The organism is Streptomyces poriferorum (assembly GCF_019399235.1).
In the GTDB taxonomy this organism is placed as follows: domain Bacteria; phylum Actinomycetota; class Actinomycetes; order Streptomycetales; family Streptomycetaceae; genus Streptomyces; species Streptomyces poriferorum.
The window spans coordinates 1-22,737 of record NZ_JAELVH010000060.1 but is presented as its reverse complement, the minus strand read 5'-3'; the positions used below and the strand labels follow the sequence as shown (position 1 = coordinate 22,737).

Genomic DNA, 22,737 nt, shown 5'->3' with positions numbered 1-22,737 from the left:
GTCGTTCCTGCCTCCCCATCCGTTGGGCGATGCCAGCCAGCTCCGCACAGTCACGCCAATTGTGCCCACACTCCGGCACCATGCACGACACGCGGGAACCGACGATGGTTGTGCGGGCCGGTGATCCTCAGCGGCCGAGCCTTCCCCTGATCATCCCGACCATGCCGTTGATCTCTTCGATCCGCATCCGCTTCGCCGCGACGACGAAGACCCCCAGCAGCACGATCCCGCCACAGAGCAGGGCCAGGAGCGAGCCGGAAGCGCCGTCGCCGAGCATGTGGAGAAGGCCGAATCCCACCCCGCCTGCGATCACTGCCGCAGGGATCGCCGCGAGGCACAGACGGGCGTAGGTGCGCAGGACGTGCGCTCCGTCCAGGTCGCCGCCCAGGCGGTTGCGGAGCCGGCGCCACGCGATGCCGACGCCGACGGCGTAGGCGAGCCCGTAGGAGGCGGCCATGCCGACCACGGCCCACTGGGCGGGCAGCACGACGTAGCAGACGGCCGAGGCGGCCGCGTTGACGAGGGCGACGATGACGGTGTTGTAGAAGGGCGTCCGGGTGTCCTCGTACGCGTAGAACCCGCGCAGCACCACGTACTGCACGGAGTAGGGAATCAGTCCGAGGCCGAAGGCCATCAGGATGAATCCCATGGAGCGGGCGGCCTCGGGGCCGCTGGAGGCGTAGAGCAGGGTGCACATCGGCACGCCCAGGGCGAGGAAGGCGAAGGCGACCGGCACGATGGCCACCGCCGAGTTGCGCAGGCCCTGGGAGATGTCGTCGCGGACCGCGCCCGGGTCGTTGTCGTGGGCGGCACGGGAGATGCGCGGCAGCAGGGCCGCCATGACCGACACGGTGATGATCGCCTGCGGCATGCCCCAGATCAGCTGAGCGTTGGAGTATGCGAGGAAGCCCGCCCCGTTCTGGCCGGAGGCCTTGCCCGCGGAGGTCGCGAGCTGGGTGACGACCAGCACACCGGCCTGGTTGGCGAGGACGAACAGCACCGTCCACTTGGCCAGCCTGACCGTCTTGCCGAGGCCGTGGCCCCTCCAGTCGAAGCGCGGACGGAAGCGGAATCCGGCCTCGCGCAGATACGGGATCATGGCCAGGGCCTGGACGACGAGGCCGAGCAGGGTGCCGATGCCCAGCAGCCGGACGCCCTCCGGCGGAATCGTCGTGACACCCATCTGGGACTCGTGCGAAGTGCCGTACACCCAGATGAACAGGCCGAACGTGACGATCATGACGATGTTGTTGAGGACCGGGGTCCACATCATCGCGCCGAACTTCCCGCGGGCGTTGAGGATCTGCCCCATGACGACGTGCACACCCATGAAGAAGATGGTGGGCAGGCAGTACCGGGCGAACGTGGTGGCCACGTTGTTGGCCGCAGGGTCGCCGGCGATCGTCGAGGACATCAGGCGGATGAGGAAGGGCGCGGCGAAGACCGCCACGGCGACGATCAGCCCGAGCGCGACCATCACCAGGGTCAGCAGACGGTTGGCGTAGGCCTCGCCGCCGTCCTCGTCGTCCTTCATCGAGCGGACGAGCTGCGGGACGAAGACGGAGTTGAGGCCGCCGCCCACGGTGAGGATGTAGATCATCGTCGGCAGCGTGTACGCGATGGTGAAACTGTCGCCGAGCAGGGCCGCGCCGAGCGCGGCGGTGATCACCAGGCTGCGGACGAAACCGGTGAGTCGTGAGACGAGGGTGCCGGCGGCCATGACCGCGCTGGACTTCAGCAGGCTGGAAGCCCGCCCGCCGCCCGACTTCGGCGGCGTGGCTGCGGGGGCCGGCTCGGGCCGGTCCGGAGCCGGGGTCCCCGCAGGGCCCTCCTGGTCCCGGAAGAGGTGAGCGAAAGCGTCCGGCTCCTCGCGGTTCGTCGACGCCTGGGTGACGAGATCGTCGAGGCCCACGAACTGGGTGGTCGCGGCGTCGTCCCCGTACGGCAGGTGGCGCGACGGGCCGTCCGGCTCGGGTGGCGGCGTCTGCGCCCAGATCCGCGGATCGGGCGGGTACTGGGCTGCCGGCGGCTGCTGGTAGAGCGGCTGCGGCTGCTGATAGGTGCCAGGGGGCGGCGGCGGATGAGCGGCGCGGTCGTACAGCGCCTCGCTCACCGGGTCCTGGGCGGAGAGATCCTGGGACCGGTAGGGGTCGTAGTCGTACGCGTCCTGCAGATACGGGTCCGGGGCAGGCGGTACCTGCTCCGGACCCGGGGGCACCGGTGGCCCCTCGGGATAACCGGCTCCGCCCGTACCCTGACCGCGGTCACCGTCGTACGGCGCGTTCATCGAAACCCCACCTCATCGTCCCCGGCCGACCGGCCGCGACAGACATCGCTCAACGGTCCACTTTCTCACCCGTGCCCGACGGCTCCGCGCTTTCGGGACCGGTGTCCGGCGTCGGGTCACTCGGCTGCTCGGGTTCACTGCCGTCGTCACCGGCCGCGCCGCCCGCGTTGGCACGCTTGCGATGTGCATACATCCGGATTCCGGCGAGGACCAGGAGCAGGAGGCCACCGGCGATCACGAGCAGCACGGTGGGGGTGAGCTCGGACACCTTCACGGTGAACGCCATCTCCGCGCCGTACGGCCTGCCGTCATCCGTGTAGAGCTGCGCGGTCATCTGTACCTGACCGTTGATATTGGCCGCGGCATCGAACTTCACGGACTGGCTGTGGCCGGCGCCGATCTGGATCGGCTGCTCGGCCACAGCGCCGCCGTCGTTCAGCTCGAGGCGCGTCGCGTTCTCCGACTTCAGCCGGAGCACCAGATGATCGACGTTCTGGAGCAGCCTGTTCTGCACTGTCACGGGGATCGTGGCGCTGCGGCCGGACAGGGTGACATCCGACTTCGAGATGAGCTGGACCTCGTTGATGAGGCCCTGGAGGTAGGTGCGCACCGAGTCCCGGTACTGCTGGGCCTCCAGGGGCTTGCCCCGCCACGACGTCGACATGGACCGGTTGACGGCGTTGCCGAAGGGGGTCACCACCCGCTCGGGCTGGGTGAGGACGATCTGGAAGTTGTCGAGGGAGGCCTGGGTGGACTTGATGTCCTGGAAGGCCTGGGTGGGCAGCTCCTGGCTGCGCAGCTTCTTCGGGTACTGGGATGTCCGGGGGACCGTGGTGGTCGCCTCGGCGTCGGGCTTCGCCGCCGCTGCCTCGATCAGGGTCTGGGACTCGGTCCAGCGCCCGTCGTCGAGGGCGTGGAGCGCGCGGGCCATCGACTGGGCCTGGGCGATGGTCGGCATCCGCTGGGGAGCCACGACGATGCTTCGGTCCTTGTCCGTGTCCTGCTCGGACAGCGCGAGCGTCAGGGCGAGGAACTTCTGCACGGCGAGCGTGGAGTCCCCGGCCTTCGCCATGTCGCCCTGGAAGGCCTTGGAGAGCCGGGCGTCGGACACCACCGCGGTGGTGCCGCCACCGATGGGCCGTGCGGCGGTCGGTGTGTACGACAGGCCGGCGGTCTCCTGGAGGCTGTCGCTGCGGGCGATCACGTTGTGGGCACCCGCCGAGGTGGCGACATCCACGATGGACGGGTCGATCGCACCGTCGACGGGCCAGGCGAAGTCGGTCGAGGGCTTCAGATGGAGGATCGTCTCCACCGTCACCCCGGCGACCTCGCTGGCCGTCTGGAGGTGGCTGAGCGTGCCCGACACGTTCTTGCCGCGGTGTGCGATGGAGGCCAGATCGGGGTCCCCGAAGGGCAGTGCGACGACCTTGCCGTCGGCCACGGCGGCTTCCAGCGAGCTGAGCCACTTCTTGGCCACGGCCTGGTTCGTCCCGGCGACCGTGGTGTCACCCGCCTTGACGCGATAGCTCTTGGTCATGGCGTCGACGCTGGCGAGCAGGTCCGGGTCGACGACCCAGGTAACGGGCAGCTGACTGCCGAGCGACACCATCCGTTCGAGGCGGCCGCCCGGTGCGATCTCGGCGGCCAGGTCGTCATCGGCGAACACCGGGGTCTGCTGCTCGTCGGAGCCGGTCTCCGCGGTGAGATGCGCCGACGCGATCAGCGGCCACAGGTAGCTGATGCCGGTCTTGGAGTCACTGTCCTTGTTCTGCCAGGGCAGGAACGTCCGGTTGATGCCGAGCACGTGGTCGTACTGAGCGCCGGCCGTCTGACCCGACAACGAGACGCCGAGCTGGTAGACCCCGTCGTCGCCGAGGTCCAGCTTGCTGACCGGAACGGACAGCGTGAAGTCCTGGCTGATGCCCGAAGGAAGCTTGGCGATCTTGACGGTGTACTTGCCGCCGACCGGGTAGGGATCCGCCCCCGGGACGTACCCCGTGCGTTGGGCGGCCGCGTCGATAGAGGTCCTGTTGTAGAGCCGCGGGCCCACGCGCAGGTCGACCTGCGCGTCGGTGACGGTTCTCTTGCCCCTGTTGACCAGGGTGCCGGAGACGGTGAGCGTGTCCCCCTTCACTGGGGCGCTCGGCGTCAGGGTGTCCAGGGATACCGAGACCGTGCTGGAGCCCGTGGGCGCCTTGCTCGTCCCGCCGGCCTGCGCCTGCGGGGCGGCCACCCCGGCCAGCAGAGCGGCGACGAGCGGGGCCCCGGCGAGCACGGCGGCTGTGCGCCGCAGCCACCGACGGGCAGGAGAGGGACTCGTCCCCTGGTTGTCTGCCGCCTCGGCCACGCGTATCCGTCCCTCGTCGTCGTCAGCTGCTGTCGATCATTGTCTCCGTCGCTGCGTCCCCGCATGGTAACGATCTGCGCCGCGGTCAAGTGCCAGGGAGTGGGTCACATGAGTGGGAGCGTCTCGCAGGGTGAACGGAAACCATGACGTCCGGGCCGGTCCGGGCACGTACCCTTTTCTGTTGTGCCGAACGCCAATGAAGACAACTCCAGCGCCCTGACCCAGGTGCAGCTCCGCGCAGTCAGCGAACTGCTGCGGGTGTCCCCGGTCGCCGACGATCTCGCCCGCCGATTCCAGGATGCCGGATTCGGTCTCGCCCTGGTCGGCGGGTCGGTCCGGGACGCGCTCCTCGGCAGGCTGGGGAACGACCTGGACTTCACGACCGACGCGCGTCCCGAGGACGTGCTGAAGATCGTCAGGCCCTGGGCGGACTCGGTGTGGGAGGTCGGGATCGCCTTCGGCACGGTGGGCGCGCAGAAGGACGGCTATCAGATCGAAGTCACCACATACCGGTCCGAGGCGTACGACAGGACCTCGCGGAAGCCCGAGGTCTCCTACGGCGACTCCATCGAGGAGGACCTCGTCCGCCGTGATTTCACGGTGAACGCGATGGCCGTCGCGCTGCCGCAGAAGGAGTTCGTCGATCCGTACGGTGGCCTCGATGACCTGGCGGAGCGCGTGCTGCGCACCCCGGGAACGCCTGAGGACTCGTTCTCCGACGACCCACTGCGCATGCTCCGCGCCGCGCGCTTCGCCGCGCAGCTCGACTTCGAGGTGGCCCCGGATGTCGTCGCCGCGATGACGGAGATGGCGGGCCGGATCGAGATCGTCTCTGCCGAGAGGGTCCGGGAGGAGCTCAACAAGCTCCTGCTTTCCTCGCATCCCCGTAAGGGCCTCGCGCTCCTCGTCGACACGGGACTGGCCGACCAGGTGCTTCCCGAGCTCCCCGCACTCCGGCTGGAACGTGACGAGCATCACCGCCACAAGGATGTGTACGAGCACTCCCTGACCGTCCTGGAGCAGGCGATCGACCTGGAGCAGGACGGCCCGGACCTCGTTCTGCGCCTCGCCGCTCTCCTCCATGACATCGGCAAGCCGAGGACCCGGCGGTTCGAGAAGGACGGGCGGGTCTCGTTCCATCACCACGAAGTAGTGGGCGCCAAGATGGTCAAGAAGCGCATGACCGATCTCAAGTACTCCAACGACATGGTCAAGGACGTTGCCAAGCTGGTGGAGCTGCACCTGCGCTTCCACGGGTACGGCGACGGGGAGTGGACCGACTCGGCGGTCCGCCGCTATGTGCGCGATGCGGGTCCCTTGCTGGAGCGGCTGCACAAGTTGACCCGCTCGGACTGCACCACGCGCAACAAGCGCAAGGCCAGTGCTCTCTCGCGGACCTATGACGGGCTCGAGGAGCGTATCGCTCAGCTGCAGGACCAGGAGGAGCTGGATTCGATCCGGCCGGACCTGGACGGCAACGAGATCATGCAGATCCTGGACGTCGGACCGGGGCCGGTCATCGGCAAGGCGTACGCCTTCCTGCTTGAACTGCGGCTGGAGAACGGCCCGATGGAGCACGACACGGCAGTCGCAGAGCTCAAGAAGTGGTGGGCGGCGCAGAGCTGAGGTCGCGGAGACCCGCTCTGCCCGCAGGGCAACGGGTCATGTTTCACGTGAAACATGACCCGTTGCGGATGCGCCGATGGCACTGTTTCACGTGAAACAGTGCCATCCGCCGAAGCGGCGCCCTCAGTCGGTCCTGCTCCATCGCCACAGCATCACGGCCGTGAGGGCGTAGAGCAAGGCGACGCCGATCACCACCGTTGCTGATCTCCCGTCGGCGGGCAGGAGGAGCGCGGAGGCTGCGGCGGCGCCCACGAAGGCCACGTTGAACAGCACGTCATAGAGCGAGAAGACTCTGCCGCGGAACGAGTCGTCCACCGCCGTCTGCACCACGGTGTCCGTCGCGATCTTCGCTCCCTGGGTCACCAGGCCGAGGACGAACGCTGCGACGAGCATCGGGGCGGGCCTGAACCAGAGGCCAAGTGCCGGCTCAAGGACAGCGGCCGCTGCGGCGCACACGACCATCCAGCGGAACCTTCCCAGCCGGCCCGCGGCCCAGGGAGTCAGTACGGCGGCCGTGAAGAAGCCCGCACCGGACACCCCGACCGCCAGGCCGAGCAGCGCCAGCCCGTCGGAATCGTTGTCGGTCCAGGCGTACCGGCACAGCATCAGGACCATGACCGTCAGCGCCCCGTAACAGAAGCGGATCACTGTCATGGCGGCCAGGGCCCGAGCGGCGTTCCTTCGTTCTGCCAGATGGTGCAATCCGTTGCCCAGACCGCGTGCGGTGGTGGTCAGCGCCGCACGCAGGCGAAGGTGGCTTTCCGCCTGGTCCGGACCCAGCAGGCCGGAAGCAAGGCTCAGGGAGGCCAGTGCCGAGGCGAGATAGAGTCCGGCGCCCAGGAGCACCACCGCGGCGTCGGAGTCCGAGAGGGCCAGGCGGACCGCGAAGGCGAGGCCGCCGCCTGCCGTAGCGGCGAGGGTGCCCGCGGTCGGCGACAGCGAGTTGGCCAGCACCAGCAGGTCCCGGTCGACGACGCGTGGCAGGGCGGCGGAGAGGCCGGCCAGGACGAAGCGGTTGACCGCGGTCACGCAGAGCGCCGAGGCGTAGAAGAGCCAGTCGGGGGCTGAGCCGAGGATCAGGAGCGCGGTACAGCAGGCGAGTGTGGCGCGCAGCAGGTTGCCGTAGAGGAAGACCTGCCTGCGTGGCCAGCGGTCCAGCAGTACACCGGCGAACGGGCCGATGAGCGAGTAGGGCAGCAGGAGTACGGCCATCGCGGAGGCGATCGCACCGGCGGAGGCCTGCTTCTCCGGGGAGAAGACGACATGCGCGGCGAGGGCCACCTGATAGACGCCGTCGGCCGACTGGGACAGGATCCGCACAGTCAGCAGGCGGCGGAAGTTCCGAAGGCGCAGGAGCACGCGCAGGTCACGCACGACGGGCATGGGAGCAAGGGTCACATACGTTGAGGGTCCCCGGGCGGATTGCCCGGGGACCCTCAAAGGTGCGTGAGTCAAAGAGCGTTGCCGCTCCTCACTGCGCCGCGCCGATGCACCGTGTCAGGTGACGTTACTGGGAGACCTCACCGCGGATGAACTTCTCGACGTTCTCGCGGGCCTCGTCGTCGAAGTACTGAACCGGCGGGGACTTCATGAAGTACGAGGACGCGGAGAGGATCGGGCCGCCGATGCCGCGGTCCTTCGCGATCTTCGCAGCGCGGACGGCGTCGATGATGACACCGGCCGAGTTCGGGGAGTCCCAGACCTCGAGCTTGTACTCCAGGTTCAGCGGAACATCGCCGAACGCGCGGCCCTCGAGGCGCACGTACGCCCACTTGCGGTCGTCCAGCCAGGCCACGTAGTCCGACGGACCGATGTGGACGTTGTCCGCACCGAGCTCGCGGTCACGGATCTGCGAGGTGACGGCCTGCGTCTTCGAGATCTTCTTGGACTCCAGGCGCTCACGCTCGAGCATGTTCTTGAAGTCCATGTTGCCGCCGACGTTCAGCTGCATCGTGCGGTCCAGGACGACGCCCCGGTCCTCGAACAGCTTCGCCATCACGCGGTGCGTGATGGTGGCGCCGACCTGCGACTTGATGTCGTCGCCGACGATCGGGACACCGGCCTCGGTGAACTTGTCCGCCCACTCCTTGGTGCCGGCGATGAAGACCGGGAGAGCGTTGACGAACGCGACCTTGGCGTCGATGGCGCACTGCGCGTAGAACTTCGCAGCGACCTCGGAACCGACCGGCAGGTAGCAGACGAGGACGTCGACCTTGCGGTCCTTGAGGATCTGGACGATGTCGACCGGGGCCTCGGCCGACTCCTCGATGGTCTCTCGGTAGTACTTGCCCAGGCCGTCGTGGGTGTGGCCACGCTGGACGGTCACGCCGGCGTTCGGCACGTCGCAGAGCTTGATGGTGTTGTTCTCGCTGGCGCCGATGGCGTCCGAGAGGTCGAGCCCGACCTTCTTCGCGTCGACGTCGAAGGCGGCGACGAACTCGACGTCCCGCACGTGGTACTCGCCGAACTGGACGTGCATCAGACCGGGCACCTTGCCGGCCGGATCGGCGTCCTTGTAGAACTCGACGCCCTGGACCAGCGAGGCGGCGCAGTTGCCCACGCCGACGATGGCTACGCGAACCGAACCCATTCCGGTTGCTCCCTGTGTGTAATGGATGTTCCTGATGAGGCCCCGCGGATCTGCGGGGAACTCACTTGGCGGTGTCGCCGGACGGATCCGGCGGGTTGTTACCCCGCCGGGGCAGGCCGTCCGGCTCTCCTGCGGTGTTCTGCTGAGCTGAGCCCTCGGGCGAGGATCGTCGCTGATCCCGTCCCGACCGCTCGCTCTCGATGAGCTCGTTCAGCCAGCGCACTTCGCGCTCCACGGACTCCATGCCGTGTCGCTGAAGCTCAAGTGTGTAGTCGTCGAGGCGCTCGCGGGTGCGGGCCAGAGAGGCGCTCATCTTCTCGAGGCGCTCCTCCAGCCGGCTGCGACGGCCTTCCAGCACCCGCATCCGCACGTCGTGCTCCGTCTGCCCGAAGAAGGCGAAACGAGCAGCGAAGTGCTCGTCCTCCCAGGAGTCGGGGCCGGTGTGCGAGAGCAGCTCCTCGAAGTGCTCCTTACCTTCTGCCGTCAACCGGTAGACGATCTTGGCGCGGCGCCCTGCCAGTGAAGAGGCGGGGGCGACCGCACGACCGGCGCCCGGCGGAAGGTCTGCCGGAACATTCCCCGGTTCCTCGATCAACCAGCCGGTGGCGACCAGCGTCTTGAGGCAGGGGTAAAGGGTTCCGTAGCTGAAGGCTCGGAAGATCCCCAACGAGGTGTTGAGGCGCTTGCGCAGCTCGTAGCCGTGCATCGGGGACTCGCGGAGCAGTCCGAGAACGGCGAACTCGAGGATGCCTGAGCGTCTGCTCAACCTCGCCTCCTCCTTCTCCGAGTGCTCTCACGTGACCCTGTGCCGAGCCGATGTACCGAGTCGATGTACCGAGCTGATGTATCGAGTCGATACATCAGCACGATAGATCGGAGTCGGGGCTGCGACAAGGGGTGCCTTAGTGAGCGGCGTCACATCGCCAATTCGTAGTAACCGACTTGCGTAATTTGGGGTGAAGTTCGGCCCCAGGAGGGTTTTGACCGTGCGTAGTCTGTGCGGCATGCAGACCACCGGGAACCGCGTGACGTCCGAGCGCGTCAGTTTTCGCGGACTGACCGGATGCACTGCGGATGAGCCTGTCGCAGGGCTGGTCCGTAATTCGGGGGACCGGATCTCAACTGCCGCTTCCAGGCGATCTCGCCTGCCCGAGGAGTAGTCGTTCGATGAGCGAGCACCGTCGCAAGATGCCGCAACCGCAAGGTGGCGGGCGTGCCGCGGCCAGACGAGCCGCCCAGCAGTCACCTGGACGCCGCGCGGCACCGTCACGCGGAGTAACTTCAGAGTCACCTTCCGATTCCTACGGCGAGGATTCCCCGTACGGCGGGCGTGCCGCGGCCAGACGGGCCGCACAGCGTGGCGGCGGTGGCCGCGGCGGTTCCGACGGAGGGGGCGGCGGCCGGCGACGCGGAGGCGGCGACGGCGGCAATGAGGGCCCCGGCCGCGGGCGTGGACGCGGGAGCCAGCGTCCGGCCAAGAAGCGCTTCATCGACTACCCGCGCGCCGGCAAGTACGGCGTGCGGCGCTGGATGCCGTCGTGGAAGCTGGTCTCCGGGCTGTGCATCGCCTTTCTCGGCCTTCTGATGGGGCTCGCCGGCCTTGCGTACGCGATGGTCGCCAAACCTGAGGTCCAGGCGGCCGCGAAGGCGGAGAACAACGTCTACTTCTGGAAAGACGGCTCGCAGATGGTGGCGACCGGCGGTGACGTCAACCGCCAGATCATCGACTACGCCCAGATCCCGGAAGCGATGCGCAACGCCGTCATTTCGGCGGAGAACAAGACCTTCGACACCGACCACGGCATCGACCCGATGGGTATCGCCCGAGCCGTGTTCAACATGGCCAAGGGCGGCGCGACCCAGGGTGGCTCGACGATCACCCAGCAGTACGTGAAGAACTCCCGGCTCTCCCAGGACCAGACCCTGAGCCGCAAGTTCGAAGAACTCTTCATCACGCTGAAGGTCGGCAGCGAGATGGACAAGAAACAAATCATGGCGGGGTACCTCAACGTCTCGTACTACGGACGCGGTGCCTCCGGCATCCAGGCGGCGGCCCGTACGTACTACGGCAAGGACGCCAAGGCGCTGAATCCGAGCCAGTGCGCCTTCCTGGCCACCCTGCTCAAGGGGGCCAGCTACTACGACCCCGCAGGTGCCACGGAGGTCGACCCGGTCGAGGCGACCCCGGCGAAGAACACGGACCGGGCGATCAAGCGCTGGAAGTGGATCCTTGACGAGGAGGTGAAGGACGGCCGCATGGAGCAGTCGGAACGCGACAAGTACACCGAGTTCCCGATGCCCGACAAGCCGAAGAAGGACGCTCAGCTGGGCGGCCAGATCGGTTACCTCGTCGCGATGGCCAGGTCCAACTTCCTCAACAACTACGACATCACCCGCGACCAGCTCGACCAGGGTGGCTACGAGATCCACACGACCTTCGACAAGAAGAAGGTCGACCAGCTCAGCAAGGCCGTCAAGAGGGTCTACGACGAGAAGATCGACTCCAAGAAGCGCCCCAAGACGGACACCCACGTCCAGTTCGGCGGCTCGTCGGTCAATCCGAAGACCGGTGCCATCGAGGCGATCTACGGCGGTGTGGACGCGACGAAGCACTACACCAGCAACGCCGATCCCACCGGCGCCGCGGTCGGCTCGACCTTCAAGCCGTTCGTGCTGGCGGCAGCGATGGAGTACGGCAAGCGGGACCCCTCGGGCGGCCCCGAGCAGGACGAGTCGCAGCGTACGAAGGTCTCGCCGAAGAGCATCTACAACGGCGACAACAAGCTGAAGATCAAGAAGTACAACGGCGATGTCTGGACCGACGAGAAGGGCAAGGAGTGGCTCCAGGTCAACGACGGGGACGACTCGCTGGGCAACGTCACCCTGCGCGAGGCGATGCGGGTGTCCGCCAACTCCCCCTACGTGCAGCTGGGCATGGACGTCGGCACCGACAAGGTGAAGGACGTGGCCATCGCGGCCGGCCTGAAGGACGACGAATACATGGCGAACGCGAGCGTGCCGTCGTTCTCCATCGGTACCTCCTCGCCCAGTACGACCCGCATGGCCGGGGCGTACGCCACCTTCGCGGCCAGCGGCCAGCAGCGTGAGCCCTTCTCGGTGACCGAGGTGAAGAAGGGCGGCGAGGTGGTCTACCAGCACAAGGAGGTCGCCAAGAGCGCCTTCTCCAACATCATCGCCGACAACGTCACCGACGTCCTCAAGAACGTCGTCGACAAGGGAACCGGCACGCCCGCAAGGCTTCCCGGACGGGACGTCGCGGGCAAGACGGGTACGACGGACGACAACCTGTCCGCCTGGTTCGTGGGCTACACCCCGCAGTTGTCGACCGCGATCAGCATGTACCGGCTGGACGACAACGAGAAGAACAAGGACCGCAAGTTCCTGAAGATGTACGGCACCGGTAATGAGACGTCGATCCACGGTGCGTCGTTCCCCGCGCAGATCTGGCACGACTACATGGCCGACGCGTTGAAGGGCCAGGAGAAGCTGTCCTTCCCGAAGCCGGAGCCGATCGGCGACACGGTCTACGGCGGCGGCGCGAGCCCCAAGCCGACGCCCACGCCCACGCCGACGCCCACGCCGACGCCGACCGAAACGGAGACCACCACACCGTCGCCGACCCCCGACGTCCCGACTCCCGACCCGACCGAGACCTGCGGTACGTGGGACGTGGCCTGCCAGAACAACGGCGGCGGCAATTCGACCGGCTGGACCGACGGGGGCGCCGACGCCGGGACGACCGACGGCGGAACCAGCGGCACGGACGCCGGGACCACCACCGGGACCACGGAGGGCGAGACGGCCGGGGGCACCAGCCCGTCACCCGAAACAGGTGGCAACGGGAACGGGAACGGGAACGGCGGCTGGATCGGCGGCGGGGGGTAACGCCCCGCCCGTACATCTCGGGCGTCCCACCGGGGCCGCGCGAGGTGACCCGAGCAGCATGACGAGGGCCGCGGCACCACAAGGTGCGGCGGCCCTCACCGTTTCCACAGTCCGGTACGGCAGGATGTGCGGCATGCCAAGCGCAGAGGACACGAGCGTGCACCAGGAACGGTCCGTCGTACGGCCCACGCACCAGGACGAGATCGCCGCGGCCGGCAGCGAGCTGATCGGTGGGAGGTCGGGGCGCTGGACCCGTCTCGGCAGCACCGCGCTCACCCCCGTGGGTGCCGTCGCGCTGGTGGCGATCGGGATGTTCGCGCTCGGCATGGTGCAGAAGCTGCCCTGTTACAACTGGGCGTGGTTCAGGGGTGCGGGCTCGCAGTACACCCATGCCTGCTACTCCGACATCCCGCATCTGTACTCCGGACGCGGCTTCGCCGAGGGCCTGGTGCCGTACTTCGACCGGCTGCCCGGCGACATGCAGTTCCTGGAGTACCCGGTCCTCACCGGCGTGTTCATGCAGATCGCCGCCTGGTTCACCCCGGGCGGCTCCATCCAGGAGCAGGAGCAGGCCTACTGGCTCGTCAACGCGGGCATGCTGATGGTCTGCACCGCCGTCCTCGCCGTGTGTGTCGCACGCACGCACCGCCGCCGCCCCTGGGACGGCCTGCTGGTGGCGCTGGCGCCCGCGTTCGCGCTCACGGCCACCATCAACTGGGACCTGCTGGCTGTCGCCCTCACGGCCGCGGCGATGCTCATGTGGTCCCGGAGCCGCCCCCTCGCGTTCGGCATCCTGATCGGTCTTGCCACGGCCGCCAAGCTCTATCCCGTGTTCCTGCTGGGCCCGGCCTTCGTGCTGTGCTGGCGGGCCGGGAAGTGGCGGGAGTTCTCGGTGGCGACGCTCGGCGCGGCCGCCTCCTGGCTGGTGGTCAACCTGCCGGTGATGGTGTTCGCGCCCGAGGGCTGGAAGAAGTTCTACACCTTCAGCCAGGAACGCTCGATCGACTTCGGCTCCTTCTGGCTGGTCATCACCCAGCGCACCGGCGAACCCATCGAGGTCTCCACGGTCAACACCGTCTCCACGCTGGCGACGGTCGGCCTGTGCGCCGCGATCGGGGCGCTGACGCTGATGGCACCGCGCCGGCCGCGCTTCGCCCAGCTCGCGTTCCTCGTCGTCGCGGTGTTCATCCTCGTCAACAAGGTCTACTCACCGCAGTACGTCCTGTGGCTGATCCCTCTCGCCGTGCTGGCCAGGCCGCGCTGGCGGGACTTCCTGATCTGGCAGGCGTGCGAGGTCATGTACTTCCTGGGCATCTGGATGTACCTCGCCTACACGACGAGCGGTGACAAGCACCAGGGACTGCCCACGGAGGGCTATCAGCTGGCGATCGTCCTGCACCTGCTGGGCACGCTCTACCTCTGCGCCGTGGTCGTACGGGACATCCTGATGCCGGAGCGCGACGTGGTGCGGCGTGACGGCTCGGACGACCCGTCGGGCGGGGTTCTCGACGGGGCCGAGGACGTCTTCGTCCTCGGGCACGCGGCGACGCATCCGCCGCGCCATTCCGCGTTCGCCGAGACGGGCCCGCGGGTGGAGTGGGGCACGGCGGGCACACCGGTCGCCGACTGAGCGACCGGCGGCCCGGGGCCTCAGCGGTCGACGAGCCGGTCGAACTGGGTCGTCGTGTGACGCAGATGGGCCACCAGTTCGTCGCCCACCCGCGGCTCCTCCGCGTCCGAGGGGACGAACAGGATCGACACCTGCATGTGCGGCGGCTCGGCGAACCAGCGCTGCTTGCCGGCCCAGACGAACGGCGACAGGTTGCGGTTGACGGTGGCGAGACCCGCCCGCGCCACTCCCTTGGCGCGCGGCATCACACCGTGCAGCGCCTTCGGAGCCTCCAGGCCCACGCCGTGCGACGTGCCGCCCGCGACGACGACGAGCCAGCCGTCGGAGGCGGCCTTCTGCTGCCGGTAGCCGAACCTGTCGCCCTTGACGACGCGCGTGACGTCGAGCACCGCGCCCCGGTACTCCGTCGCCTCGTGGTCGCCCAGCCACAGCCGGGTGCCGATGCGGGCGCGGAAGCGGGTCTGCGGGAACTGCTGCTGCAGCCGGCCCAGCTCCTCGGCGCGCAGATGGCTCACGAACATCGTGTGCAGCGGCAGCCGGGCAGCCCGGAGACGGTCCATCCAGGCGATGACCTCCTCGACCGCGTCCGAGCCGTCCGTGCGGTCCAGCGGCAGGTGCAGGGCGAAACCCTCGAGACGTACGTCCTCGATGGCGGCGTGCAGCTGCCCGAGCTCCTCCTCCTTGACGCCGTGGCGCTTCATCGAGCTCATGCACTCGATGACGACACGGGCGCCCACCAGGGCGTGCACGCCGTCCACGGATGAGACGGAGCGGATGACCCGGTCGGGCAGCGGCACCGGCTCCTCGCCCCGCCGGAACGGCGTGAGCACCAGCAGATCACCGCTGAACCAGTCCTTGATACGGGCCGCTTCGTAGGTGGTGCCGACCGCGAGGATGTCGGAGCCGAAGCGGATGGCCTCGTCGGCCAGCCGCTCGTGGCCGAAGCCGTACCCGTTGCCCTTGCAGACCGGTACGAGGCCGGGGAACTGGTCGAGCACGGATTTCTGGTGCGCCCGCCAGCGCGCGGTGTCGACGTACAGGGAGAGCGCCATGGCCGGTCCGGAACCTTTCTGGTGGCTGCGGTGGTGTCGGTGGTGTGCGGTGCTCCGGAAGCGCCTTCTCAGGTCCTGCCGGAAGAGCCCATTGAAACGAATAAAGCCGGTTTCGTCAGCCTTGCGCGGCGGATCAGCGGCGTGACATGTAGATGTCGAGAGCCTTGTGCAGCAGCTTGTTGAGCGGGAAGTCCCACTCACCGAGGTACTCCGCGGCCTGGCCGCCGGTGCCCACCTTGAACTGGATCAGGCCGAAGAGGTGATCGGTCTCGTCCAGCGAGTCGGAGATGCCGCGCAGGTCGTAGACCGTGGCGCCCATCGCGTACGCGTCGCGCAGCATCCGCCACTGCATCGCGTTCGAGGGACGGACCTCGCGCTTGTGGTTGGCCGAGGCGCCGTACGAGTACCAGACGTGCCCGCCCACGATCAGCATGGTCGCGGCCGCGACGTTCTCGCCCTCGTGACGGGCGAAATAGAGCCGCATCCGGTTGGGGTCCTCGTTGTTGAGGGCCGTCCACATGCGCTGGAAGTAGCCGAGCGGACGCGGGCGGAAGTGGTCGCGCTCCGCCGTGATCTCGTAGAGGCGCTGCCACTCGGCGAGCTCCGCGTAGCTGCCCTGGACGACCTCGACACCGGCCTTCTCGGCCTTCTTGATGTTGCGCCGCCAGAGCTGGTTGAAGCCCTTGTGCACGTCTTCGAGGGAGCGGTTGGCCAGCGGCACCTGGAAGATGTAGCGAGGCTGTACGTCACCGAATCCGGCGCCGCCGTCCTCGCCCTGCTGCCAGCCCATCTTCCGCAGCCGGTCCGCGACTTCGAAGGCACGCGGCTCGATGTGGGTGGCCTCGACGTCGCGCAGACGCTTCACGTCCGGGTCCTGGATGCCGGCCTTGATGGCGGCGGCGTCCCAGCGGCGGATGACGACCGGCGGGCCCATCTTCACGGAGAAGGCACCCTGCTGCTTGAGATGCGCCAGCATCGGCTGCAGCCAGTCGTTCAGATTGGGGGCGTACCAGTTGATGACCGGGCCCTCGGGCAGATACGCGAGGTATCGCTTGATCTTGGGCAGCTGCCGGTAGAGGACCAGGCCGGCGCCGACGAGCTGGCCGCCCTTGTCGAACCAGCCCAGACTCTCCGAGCGCCACTCGGCCTTCACATCCGCCCATGCCGGGACCTGCATGTGACTGGCCGCGGGCAGACTCTGGATGTACGCCAGATGCTGCTCTCGGCTGATGGTCCTCAGGGTCAGGCTCATGCGGGGCGCTCCTCGGCAGGTGTGTCCCCATGGGTCAGGGGCTCCGGCTCTCGCGCCGAAGCCTACTGTGACCGGGAAGCGCGCGGTCTGGCCCCGTCGTACCCGTGCGGTCCCGGTACGGCGTACAGGGCGGCCCCGTCCGTGGATGGGGCCGCCCCGCAGGCTGCCCGGGAGGCTGCTGCGCCGCGGTCAGCTGATCACGCCGCCGAAGAGTCCGCCGTGGGCCATGCCCAGGAAGAACCCGAGGCCGGCCGCGCCCATGCCGACCAGCAGCGGGAACCGTTCCCGTGTGGTGGCGGAGATGTACAGCCCGTATCCGCCTGTGATGATTCCGACGAGTCCGGCCCACGAGCTGATCAGATGCAGGCTGTGGAACATCGCCGTCACGAACGCGAGGGCGCCGAGAGCCACCGTCACCGCCACCAGGGTGTCCTGGAGCGGGTGGGGCTTGCCGTCCGTCGCGAAGAGGGAGACGGACGAGCGGGGGCGGGATCGCATTGCTTGTGCCATGGAGTACCTCCTGGCCGAAAGGCGGCGCGTCGTGGCGCCGCTCACACCCGATGTGTACAGATTGCGTCTCCTGACCACCGGATTTCAACCGGAAGCCTGTCTACAGGTACTCTGGACGGTCTGCACCGGTGTCTGCCCAGGCCAGCACAGTCAGCCCCTTCTCGAAGGAGGGCGTTGTCAGTGGCGGCTGTTCTACTCGGAGACACTGTTGCTTACGCATCACGACCCTCCTGCCACGGAACGACCGTGGCCGCTGAGTCCAAAGGAGGTGGGTTCCACATGCGTCACTACGAGGTGATGGTCATCCTCGACCCCGATCTCGAGGAGCGAGCAGTCTCCCCGCTGATCGAGAACTTCCTCTCCGTCGTCCGTGAGGGCGAAGGAAAGGTTGAGAAGGTCGACACCTGGGGCCGTCGTCGGCTCGCTTACGAGATCAAGAAGAAGCCCGAGGGCATCTACTCGGTCATCGACCTGCAGGCCCAGCCTGCGGTCGTCAAGGAGCTCGACCGCCAGATGAACCTGAACGAGTCGGTCCTCCGGACCAAGGTCCTCCGTCCCGAGATCCACTGAGCTTCTAGCTCAGTGGTCATCGGGTTCGAGTAGCAGCAAGCAGCCAGAAGCAATCCCCGCCGAGAGGTTCATCCATGGCAGGCGAGACCGTCATCACGGTCGTCGGCAATCTCGTCGACGACCCCGAGCTGCGCTTCACCCCGTCCGGTGCGGCGGTCGCGAAGTTCCGCGTCGCGTCCACACCCCGCATCTTCGACCGGCAGACCAATGAGTGGAAGGACGGCGAAGGCCTGTTCCTCACCTGCTCGGTCTGGCGTCAGGCGGCGGAGAACGTCGCCGAGTCGCTCACGCGAGGCATGCGCGTTGTCGTGCAGGGCCGGCTGAAGCAGCGGTCGTACGAAGACCGCGAGGGTGTTAAGCGCACGGTCTACGAGCTGGACGTCGAGGAAGTCGGCCCCAGTCTCAAGAGCGCGACTGCCAAGGTCACCAAGACCACCGGTCGCGGTGGCCAGGGCGGCGGCCAGGGTGGATACGGCGGCGGCCAGCAGGGTGGCGGTAACTGGGGCGGCGGTCCCGGTGCTGGTGGCCAGCAGGGTGGTGGCGGTGCTCCCGCCGACGACCCGTGGGCCACGAGCGCGCCGGCCGGCGGCCAGCAGGGCGGGGGCCAGCAGAGCGGCGGAGGCGGTTGGGGCGGAAGCTCCGGCGGTTCCGGCGGTTCTGGCGGCGGCTACTCGGACGAGCCTCCCTTCTAGGGCAGCTCGTACCCCCACTTCTTGATCACACAGGAGAAACACCATGGCGAAGCCGCCTGTGCGCAAGCCTAAGAAGAAGGTCTGCGCGTTCTGCAAGGACAAGACCCAGTACGTGGACTACAAGGACACGAACATGCTGCGGAAGTTCATTTCCGACCGCGGCAAGATCCGTGCCCGCCGCGTCACCGGCAACTGCACGCAGCATCAGCGTGACGTCGCCACGGCAGTCAAGAACAGCCGTGAGATGGCGCTGCTGCCCTACACGTCCACCGCGCGATAAGGGAAGGGTGACCGAATCATGAAGATCATCCTCACCCACGAGGTCTCCGGCCTCGGTGCTGCAGGCGACGTCGTTGACGTCAAGGACGGGTACGCCCGTAACTACCTGGTTCCGCGTGGCTTTGCCATCCGCTGGACCAAGGGTGGCGAGAAGGACGTGGCGCAGATCCGCCGCGCCCGCAAGATCCACGAGATCGCCACGATCGAGCAGGCCAACGAGATCAAGTCCAAGCTCGAGGCCGTGAAGGTCCGTCTGGCCGTTCGCTCCGGCGACGCCGGCCGTCTCTTCGGCTCTGTCACCCCGGCCGACATCGCTTCGGCGATCAAGGCCGCCGGTGGCCCGGATGTCGACAAGCGTCGCGTCGAGCTCGGCTCGCCGATCAAGACGCTCGGCGGACACCAGGTGTCCGTGCGTCTGCACCCCGAGGTCGCTGCGAAGCTCGGCGTCGAGGTTGTTGCTGCCTGATTGGGCCGCACCTCAGCAGAACAGTGAAGGGCCGCACCCTGAGGGTGCGGCCCTTCGCCGTTGCCGGGGCGGACCTGTTTCACGTGAAACGGCGGGCCCGTTCCACGTGAAACGGGCCCGGTCTTTGCGGGAATCGGGATGGCTCTTCACGTGAAACAGGTCCGGCGCGGTGTGCTCACCGGGTGGCGCCCGTGACCATCCACCTGCCGGAGCGGGCGCGAAGCCAGAGCGTCGCCATGCGGACGAGCATCATGAGGGCCATCGCGCACCACAGCGCGGTCAGACCGCCCCCGAGGACTGGAACCAGCAGGGCTGCCGGGGCGAAGACCGCCAGGGTCACGAGCATGGCCCAGGCCAGATAGGTCCCGTCTCCGGCGCCCATCAGTACGCCGTCCAGGACGAAGACGACTCCGGCGACCGGCTGGGTCAGCGCAACCACCAGCAGGGCGGGGAGCAGCGTGTCCTGCACGGACTGGTCGCTGGTGAAGAGCGGGACGAACAGCGGACGCGCCAGAACGATCAGGGCTCCGAACACGACACCGGAGACGATTCCCCACTCCACCATGCGTCGGCAGGCCTCACGGGCACCCTTGGTGTCACCGGCCCCCAGATACCGCCCGATGATGGCCTGGCCCGCGATAGCGATGGCGTCCAGCGCGAAGGCCATCAGGCTCCACAGCGACAGGATGATCTGGTGCGCGGCGATGTCGGTGTCGCCCAGCCGGGCGGCGACGGCGGTGGCGATGAGCAGGACGGCGCGGAGCGACAGCGTGCGGACCAGAAGGGGCACGCCTGCCCGGGCGCTGGCCTTGATGCCGGCGGCGTCGGGGCGCAGTGAGGCCCCGTGCCGCCGGGCGCCACGGACCACGACCACGAGATAGGCGACCGCCATGCCGAACTGGGCGAGCACCGTGCCCCAGGCCGATCCTGCGATGCCGAGTCCGGCGCCGTAGACGAGGCCTACGTTGAGGGCTCCGTTGGCAGCGAATCCGCCGATGGCCACATAGAGCGGGGTGCGGGTGTTCTGCAGACCCCGGAGCACACCGGTCGCGGCCAGCACCACCAGCATCGCGGGGATGCCGAGGCTGGAGATCCGGAGGTAGGTGGTCGCGTACGGGGCTGCGGTGTCGGAGGCACCGAACACCTCGACGAGCCAGGGGGCCAGGGGCAGTGCCAGGGCGATGACGGCGATGCCGAGCAGGATCGCCAGCCAGATGCCGTCCATGCCCTGGCGGATCGCGGACGGCAGATCGCCGGCGCCGACCCGTCGTGCGACGGCTGCGGTGGTCGCGTAGGCGAGGAAGACGAAGACGCTCACGGCGGTCGTCAGCAAGGCTGCGGCCACGGCCAGACCGGCCAGCTGCGGAGTCCCGAGATGGCCGACGATGGCACTGTCGACCATCACGAAAAGGGGCTCTGCCACGAGGGCGCCGAAGGCGGGGACGGCGAGCGCGATGATCTCGCGGTCGTGGCGCCCGCGACGTGACGGCGGGGTCGCCGGTGCCTGGATCATGGGAGTCAATCTAATCTTCCACAGGTAATGGATGCAAGCCCTTTGCGATCCTTACAAATACCGCGGAGTGACGTTCTGGCATGTGCCGGTTGCCACGATCTTGTGCTGACTCGGAAAGTTTTTCTCCCCCACAGCCCGTGGATGGAGAAAGCGCAGGTCAAGCCGCTGATGGTGGCGTGGCTATGAGTTTGTCCACAGTGCTGTCCCCCGGTCCGTGCACAGGTTCTGCGGACTTCTCCACAGCATCTGGTCCGTCGTCCACATGCCCTGTGGATAACCAGATTGGCTGACGGTGCCGAGGCGCCTAACGTGGTCCGGCGCCCACACCTCGTTTCGGCCCTGGAAACCCGCAGAACCCGACACACCGGAACCGGAGTCGGGCGTCTTGTTTGTCGGTGCCGTGCCGTAAGAAAGAGTGGCACGGCTAGGTCCGCGGAGCGGACGGGAGGAGGTGGCCGGATGAGCATTCCCGAGCCTTTGGACGATCCCTGGGCCGACACCGGTCCCAGCGACCGGCTGCCCGTTTCCCGCCAGCGCCGGGGTGAGAGCAGGGACCGCGGCGAGCAGCACGAGCGAGGCCGGGAGAGCAGCGACTGGGAGGGCGGTTCCTCCGGATTCGAGCGGGTGCCGCCCCAGGACCTGGACGCGGAGCAGTCCGTCCTCGGTGGCATGCTCCTGTCCAAGGACGCCATCGCCGATGTCGTGGAGATCATCAAGGGCCACGACTTCTACCGGCCCGCGCACGAGACCGTCTACCAGGCGATCCTCGACCTCTATGCCAAGGGCGAACCGGCCGACCCGATCACGGTGGCGGCCGAACTGGTCAAGCGCGGCGAGATCACCAAGGTGGGTGGAGCCCCGTATCTGCACACCCTGGTCCAGTCGGTGCCGACCGCGGCCAACGCTTCGTACTACGCGGAGATCGTTCATGAGCGCGCCGTCCTGCGGCGGCTCGTCGAGGCCGGCACGAAGATCACGCAGATGGGATACGCGGCCGACGGTGATGTCGACGACATCGTCAACTCCGCCCAGGCCGAGATCTACGCCGTCACCGAGCAGCGCACCAGCGAGGACTACCTGCCGCTGGGCGACATCATGGAGGGCGCGCTCGACGAGATCGAGGCGATCGGTTCACGCAGCGGCGAGATGACCGGTGTACCGACCGGTTTCACCGACCTCGACGCCCTGACCAACGGCCTCCACCCGGGCCAGATGGTCGTCATCGCGGCCCGTCCGGCCATGGGTAAGTCCACGCTCGCCCTGGACTTCGCCCGCGCCTGCTCGATCAAGAGCAACCTGCCCAGTGTGATCTTCTCCCTCGAAATGGGGCGGAACGAGATCGCGATGCGTCTCCTCTCCGCCGAGGCGAGGGTGGCGCTGCACCACATGCGCTCGGGCACCATGACCGACGAGGACTGGACCCGGCTGGCGCGGCGGATGCCCGACGTCTCCGCGGCCCCGCTCTACATCGACGACTCCCCGAACCTCTCCATGATGGAGATCCGGGCCAAGTGCCGTCGTCTGAAGCAGCGCAACGACCTCAAGCTGGTGGTCATCGACTATCTGCAGCTGATGCAGTCCGGTGGCTCGAAGCGTGCCGAGAGCCGTCAGCAGGAGGTCTCGGACATGTCCCGAAACCTCAAGCTGCTGGCCAAGGAACTCCAGCTGCCCGTCATCGCGCTCTCCCAGCTGAACCGTGGCCCCGAGCAGCGCACCGACAAGAAGCCGATGGTCTCCGACCTTCGTGAGTCCGGATCGATCGAGCAGGACGCCGACATGGTGATCCTGCTGCACCGTGAGGACGCCTACGAGAAGGAGTCGCCGCGTGCGGGCGAGGCGGACCTGATCGTGGCCAAGCACCGTAACGGTCCGACGGCGACGATCACCGTCGCCTTCCAGGGGCACTACTCGCGCTTCGTGGACATGGCGCAGACCTGAGCAGCCCCGCTCCGGGCGAACCGGCCCGGGCGATCCCGCCTCGGGCAATCGCTGGGGACCCGGTCCCGCCTCGGGTAAT

17 protein-coding genes are annotated in these 22,737 nt (G+C 67.9%); 8 read left to right on the top strand and 9 right to left on the bottom strand.

The window, feature by feature from the left end; translation table 11 throughout:
• Nucleotides 1-127 precede the first annotated feature (127 nt).
• Together murJ and JGS39_RS13520 are read right to left on the bottom strand one after the other, a co-directional pair.
• The gene (gene murJ / locus JGS39_RS13525) at nucleotides 128-2,287 is read right to left on the bottom strand and encodes a murein biosynthesis integral membrane protein MurJ (RefSeq protein WP_219569120.1); all 2,160 of its coding nucleotides are present in this window, start codon (nucleotides 2,285-2,287) and stop codon (nucleotides 128-130) included.
• 49 nt (nucleotides 2,288-2,336) lie between these two features.
• Entirely contained in the window at nucleotides 2,337-4,634 is a 2,298-nt protein-coding gene (locus tag JGS39_RS13520; protein WP_219569118.1) for a DUF6049 family protein, read from the bottom strand.
• Between the two features lie 183 nt (nucleotides 4,635-4,817).
• Between JGS39_RS13520 and JGS39_RS13515 the strand changes: the two genes are divergently transcribed.
• Complete coding sequence (locus tag JGS39_RS13515) at nucleotides 4,818-6,260, top strand: CCA tRNA nucleotidyltransferase (protein WP_219569116.1); 1,443 nt, start codon at nucleotides 4,818-4,820, stop codon at nucleotides 6,258-6,260.
• 123 nt (nucleotides 6,261-6,383) lie between these two features.
• Here the strand turns inward: JGS39_RS13515 and JGS39_RS13510 are convergent, their stop codons facing one another.
• The 3 genes from JGS39_RS13510 to JGS39_RS13500 form a co-directional block, all read right to left on the bottom strand.
• Entirely contained in the window at nucleotides 6,384-7,643 is a 1,260-nt protein-coding gene (locus JGS39_RS13510; RefSeq protein WP_219569114.1) for an MFS transporter, read from the bottom strand.
• A 124-nt stretch (nucleotides 7,644-7,767) separates the two neighbouring features.
• Nucleotides 7,768-8,850 carry an inositol-3-phosphate synthase gene (locus JGS39_RS13505; RefSeq protein WP_219569112.1) on the bottom strand — a complete coding sequence of 361 codons (1,083 nt, stop codon included), beginning with the start codon at nucleotides 8,848-8,850 and terminating at the stop codon, nucleotides 7,768-7,770.
• A gap of 61 nt (nucleotides 8,851-8,911) precedes the next feature.
• On the bottom strand, nucleotides 8,912-9,616 hold the full coding sequence (locus JGS39_RS13500; RefSeq protein WP_219569110.1) for a PadR family transcriptional regulator: 705 nt from the start codon (nucleotides 9,614-9,616) through the stop codon (nucleotides 8,912-8,914).
• A gap of 401 nt (nucleotides 9,617-10,017) precedes the next feature.
• On the opposite strand from JGS39_RS13500, the gene JGS39_RS13495 reads away from it, so the two are divergent.
• Together JGS39_RS13495 and JGS39_RS13490 are read left to right on the top strand one after the other, a co-directional pair.
• On the top strand, nucleotides 10,018-12,756 hold the full coding sequence (locus tag JGS39_RS13495; RefSeq protein ID WP_219569108.1) for a transglycosylase domain-containing protein: 2,739 nt from the start codon (nucleotides 10,018-10,020) through the stop codon (nucleotides 12,754-12,756).
• A gap of 133 nt (nucleotides 12,757-12,889) precedes the next feature.
• Nucleotides 12,890-14,386 (top strand): glycosyltransferase family 87 protein, encoded by a 1,497-nt coding sequence (locus tag JGS39_RS13490; RefSeq protein ID WP_219569106.1) that lies wholly within the window; start codon nucleotides 12,890-12,892, stop codon nucleotides 14,384-14,386.
• 20 nt (nucleotides 14,387-14,406) lie between these two features.
• Here JGS39_RS13490 and JGS39_RS13485 read toward each other — a convergent pair whose 3' ends face one another.
• The 3 genes from JGS39_RS13485 to JGS39_RS13475 form a co-directional block, all read right to left on the bottom strand.
• Nucleotides 14,407-15,438 (bottom strand): alanine racemase, encoded by a 1,032-nt coding sequence (locus JGS39_RS13485; RefSeq protein ID WP_136330867.1) that lies wholly within the window; start codon nucleotides 15,436-15,438, stop codon nucleotides 14,407-14,409.
• Nucleotides 15,439-15,571: 133 nt separating this feature from the next.
• The gene (locus JGS39_RS13480; protein ID WP_219569104.1) at nucleotides 15,572-16,690 is read right to left on the bottom strand and encodes a lipid II:glycine glycyltransferase FemX; all 1,119 of its coding nucleotides are present in this window, start codon (nucleotides 16,688-16,690) and stop codon (nucleotides 15,572-15,574) included.
• 189 nt (nucleotides 16,691-16,879) lie between these two features.
• Nucleotides 16,880-17,200 (bottom strand): hypothetical protein, encoded by a 321-nt coding sequence (locus tag JGS39_RS13475; protein ID WP_219569102.1) that lies wholly within the window; start codon nucleotides 17,198-17,200, stop codon nucleotides 16,880-16,882.
• 279 nt (nucleotides 17,201-17,479) lie between these two features.
• On the opposite strand from JGS39_RS13475, the gene rpsF reads away from it, so the two are divergent.
• The 4 genes from rpsF (at nucleotide 17,480) to rplI (ending at nucleotide 19,207) form a co-directional block, all read left to right on the top strand.
• Nucleotides 17,480-17,770, top strand: coding sequence for a 30S ribosomal protein S6 (gene rpsF, locus JGS39_RS13470; protein ID WP_148019639.1), 291 nt, complete (start codon nucleotides 17,480-17,482; stop codon nucleotides 17,768-17,770).
• A gap of 74 nt (nucleotides 17,771-17,844) precedes the next feature.
• Nucleotides 17,845-18,462 carry a single-stranded DNA-binding protein gene (locus JGS39_RS13465; protein WP_148019638.1) on the top strand — a complete coding sequence of 206 codons (618 nt, stop codon included), beginning with the start codon at nucleotides 17,845-17,847 and terminating at the stop codon, nucleotides 18,460-18,462.
• 43 nt (nucleotides 18,463-18,505) lie between these two features.
• Nucleotides 18,506-18,742, top strand: a complete 237-nt coding sequence (gene rpsR / locus JGS39_RS13460; protein WP_003967857.1) for a 30S ribosomal protein S18 — start codon at nucleotides 18,506-18,508, stop codon at nucleotides 18,740-18,742.
• Between the two features lie 18 nt (nucleotides 18,743-18,760).
• Nucleotides 18,761-19,207, top strand: coding sequence for a 50S ribosomal protein L9 (gene rplI / locus JGS39_RS13455; RefSeq protein WP_073733221.1), 447 nt, complete (start codon nucleotides 18,761-18,763; stop codon nucleotides 19,205-19,207).
• Nucleotides 19,208-19,382: 175 nt separating this feature from the next.
• Here rplI and JGS39_RS13450 read toward each other — a convergent pair whose 3' ends face one another.
• Nucleotides 19,383-20,720 (bottom strand): MATE family efflux transporter, encoded by a 1,338-nt coding sequence (locus tag JGS39_RS13450; RefSeq protein WP_219569100.1) that lies wholly within the window; start codon nucleotides 20,718-20,720, stop codon nucleotides 19,383-19,385.
• A gap of 459 nt (nucleotides 20,721-21,179) precedes the next feature.
• On the opposite strand from JGS39_RS13450, the gene dnaB reads away from it, so the two are divergent.
• Nucleotides 21,180-22,658 (top strand): replicative DNA helicase, encoded by a 1,479-nt coding sequence (gene dnaB / locus JGS39_RS13445; RefSeq protein WP_219569099.1) that lies wholly within the window; start codon nucleotides 21,180-21,182, stop codon nucleotides 22,656-22,658.
• Nucleotides 22,659-22,737: the final 79 nt, after the last annotated feature.

What these genes read in the sequence shown, in the direction of transcription:
- murJ (WP_219569120.1), bottom strand. Translation starts at nt 2,287, where the DNA reads ATGAACGCGCCGTACGACGGTGACCGCGGTCAGGGTACGGGCGGAGCC.
- JGS39_RS13510 (WP_219569114.1), bottom strand. Translation starts at nt 7,643, where the DNA reads ATGCCCGTCGTGCGTGACCTGCGCGTGCTCCTGCGCCTTCGGAACTTC.
- JGS39_RS13505 (WP_219569112.1), bottom strand. Translation starts at nt 8,850, where the DNA reads ATGGGTTCGGTTCGCGTAGCCATCGTCGGCGTGGGCAACTGCGCCGCC.
- JGS39_RS13495 (WP_219569108.1), top strand. Translation starts at nt 10,018, where the DNA reads ATGAGCGAGCACCGTCGCAAGATGCCGCAACCGCAAGGTGGCGGGCGT.
- JGS39_RS13490 (WP_219569106.1), top strand. Translation starts at nt 12,890, where the DNA reads ATGCCAAGCGCAGAGGACACGAGCGTGCACCAGGAACGGTCCGTCGTA.
- JGS39_RS13485 (WP_136330867.1), bottom strand. Translation starts at nt 15,438, where the DNA reads ATGGCGCTCTCCCTGTACGTCGACACCGCGCGCTGGCGGGCGCACCAG.
- JGS39_RS13480 (WP_219569104.1), bottom strand. Translation starts at nt 16,690, where the DNA reads ATGAGCCTGACCCTGAGGACCATCAGCCGAGAGCAGCATCTGGCGTAC.
- JGS39_RS13475 (WP_219569102.1), bottom strand. Translation starts at nt 17,200, where the DNA reads ATGGCACAAGCAATGCGATCCCGCCCCCGCTCGTCCGTCTCCCTCTTC.
- rpsF (WP_148019639.1), top strand. Translation starts at nt 17,480, where the DNA reads ATGCGTCACTACGAGGTGATGGTCATCCTCGACCCCGATCTCGAGGAG.
- JGS39_RS13465 (WP_148019638.1), top strand. Translation starts at nt 17,845, where the DNA reads ATGGCAGGCGAGACCGTCATCACGGTCGTCGGCAATCTCGTCGACGAC.
- rpsR (WP_003967857.1), top strand. Translation starts at nt 18,506, where the DNA reads ATGGCGAAGCCGCCTGTGCGCAAGCCTAAGAAGAAGGTCTGCGCGTTC.
- rplI (WP_073733221.1), top strand. Translation starts at nt 18,761, where the DNA reads ATGAAGATCATCCTCACCCACGAGGTCTCCGGCCTCGGTGCTGCAGGC.
- JGS39_RS13450 (WP_219569100.1), bottom strand. Translation starts at nt 20,720, where the DNA reads ATGATCCAGGCACCGGCGACCCCGCCGTCACGTCGCGGGCGCCACGAC.
- dnaB (WP_219569099.1), top strand. Translation starts at nt 21,180, where the DNA reads ATGAGCATTCCCGAGCCTTTGGACGATCCCTGGGCCGACACCGGTCCC.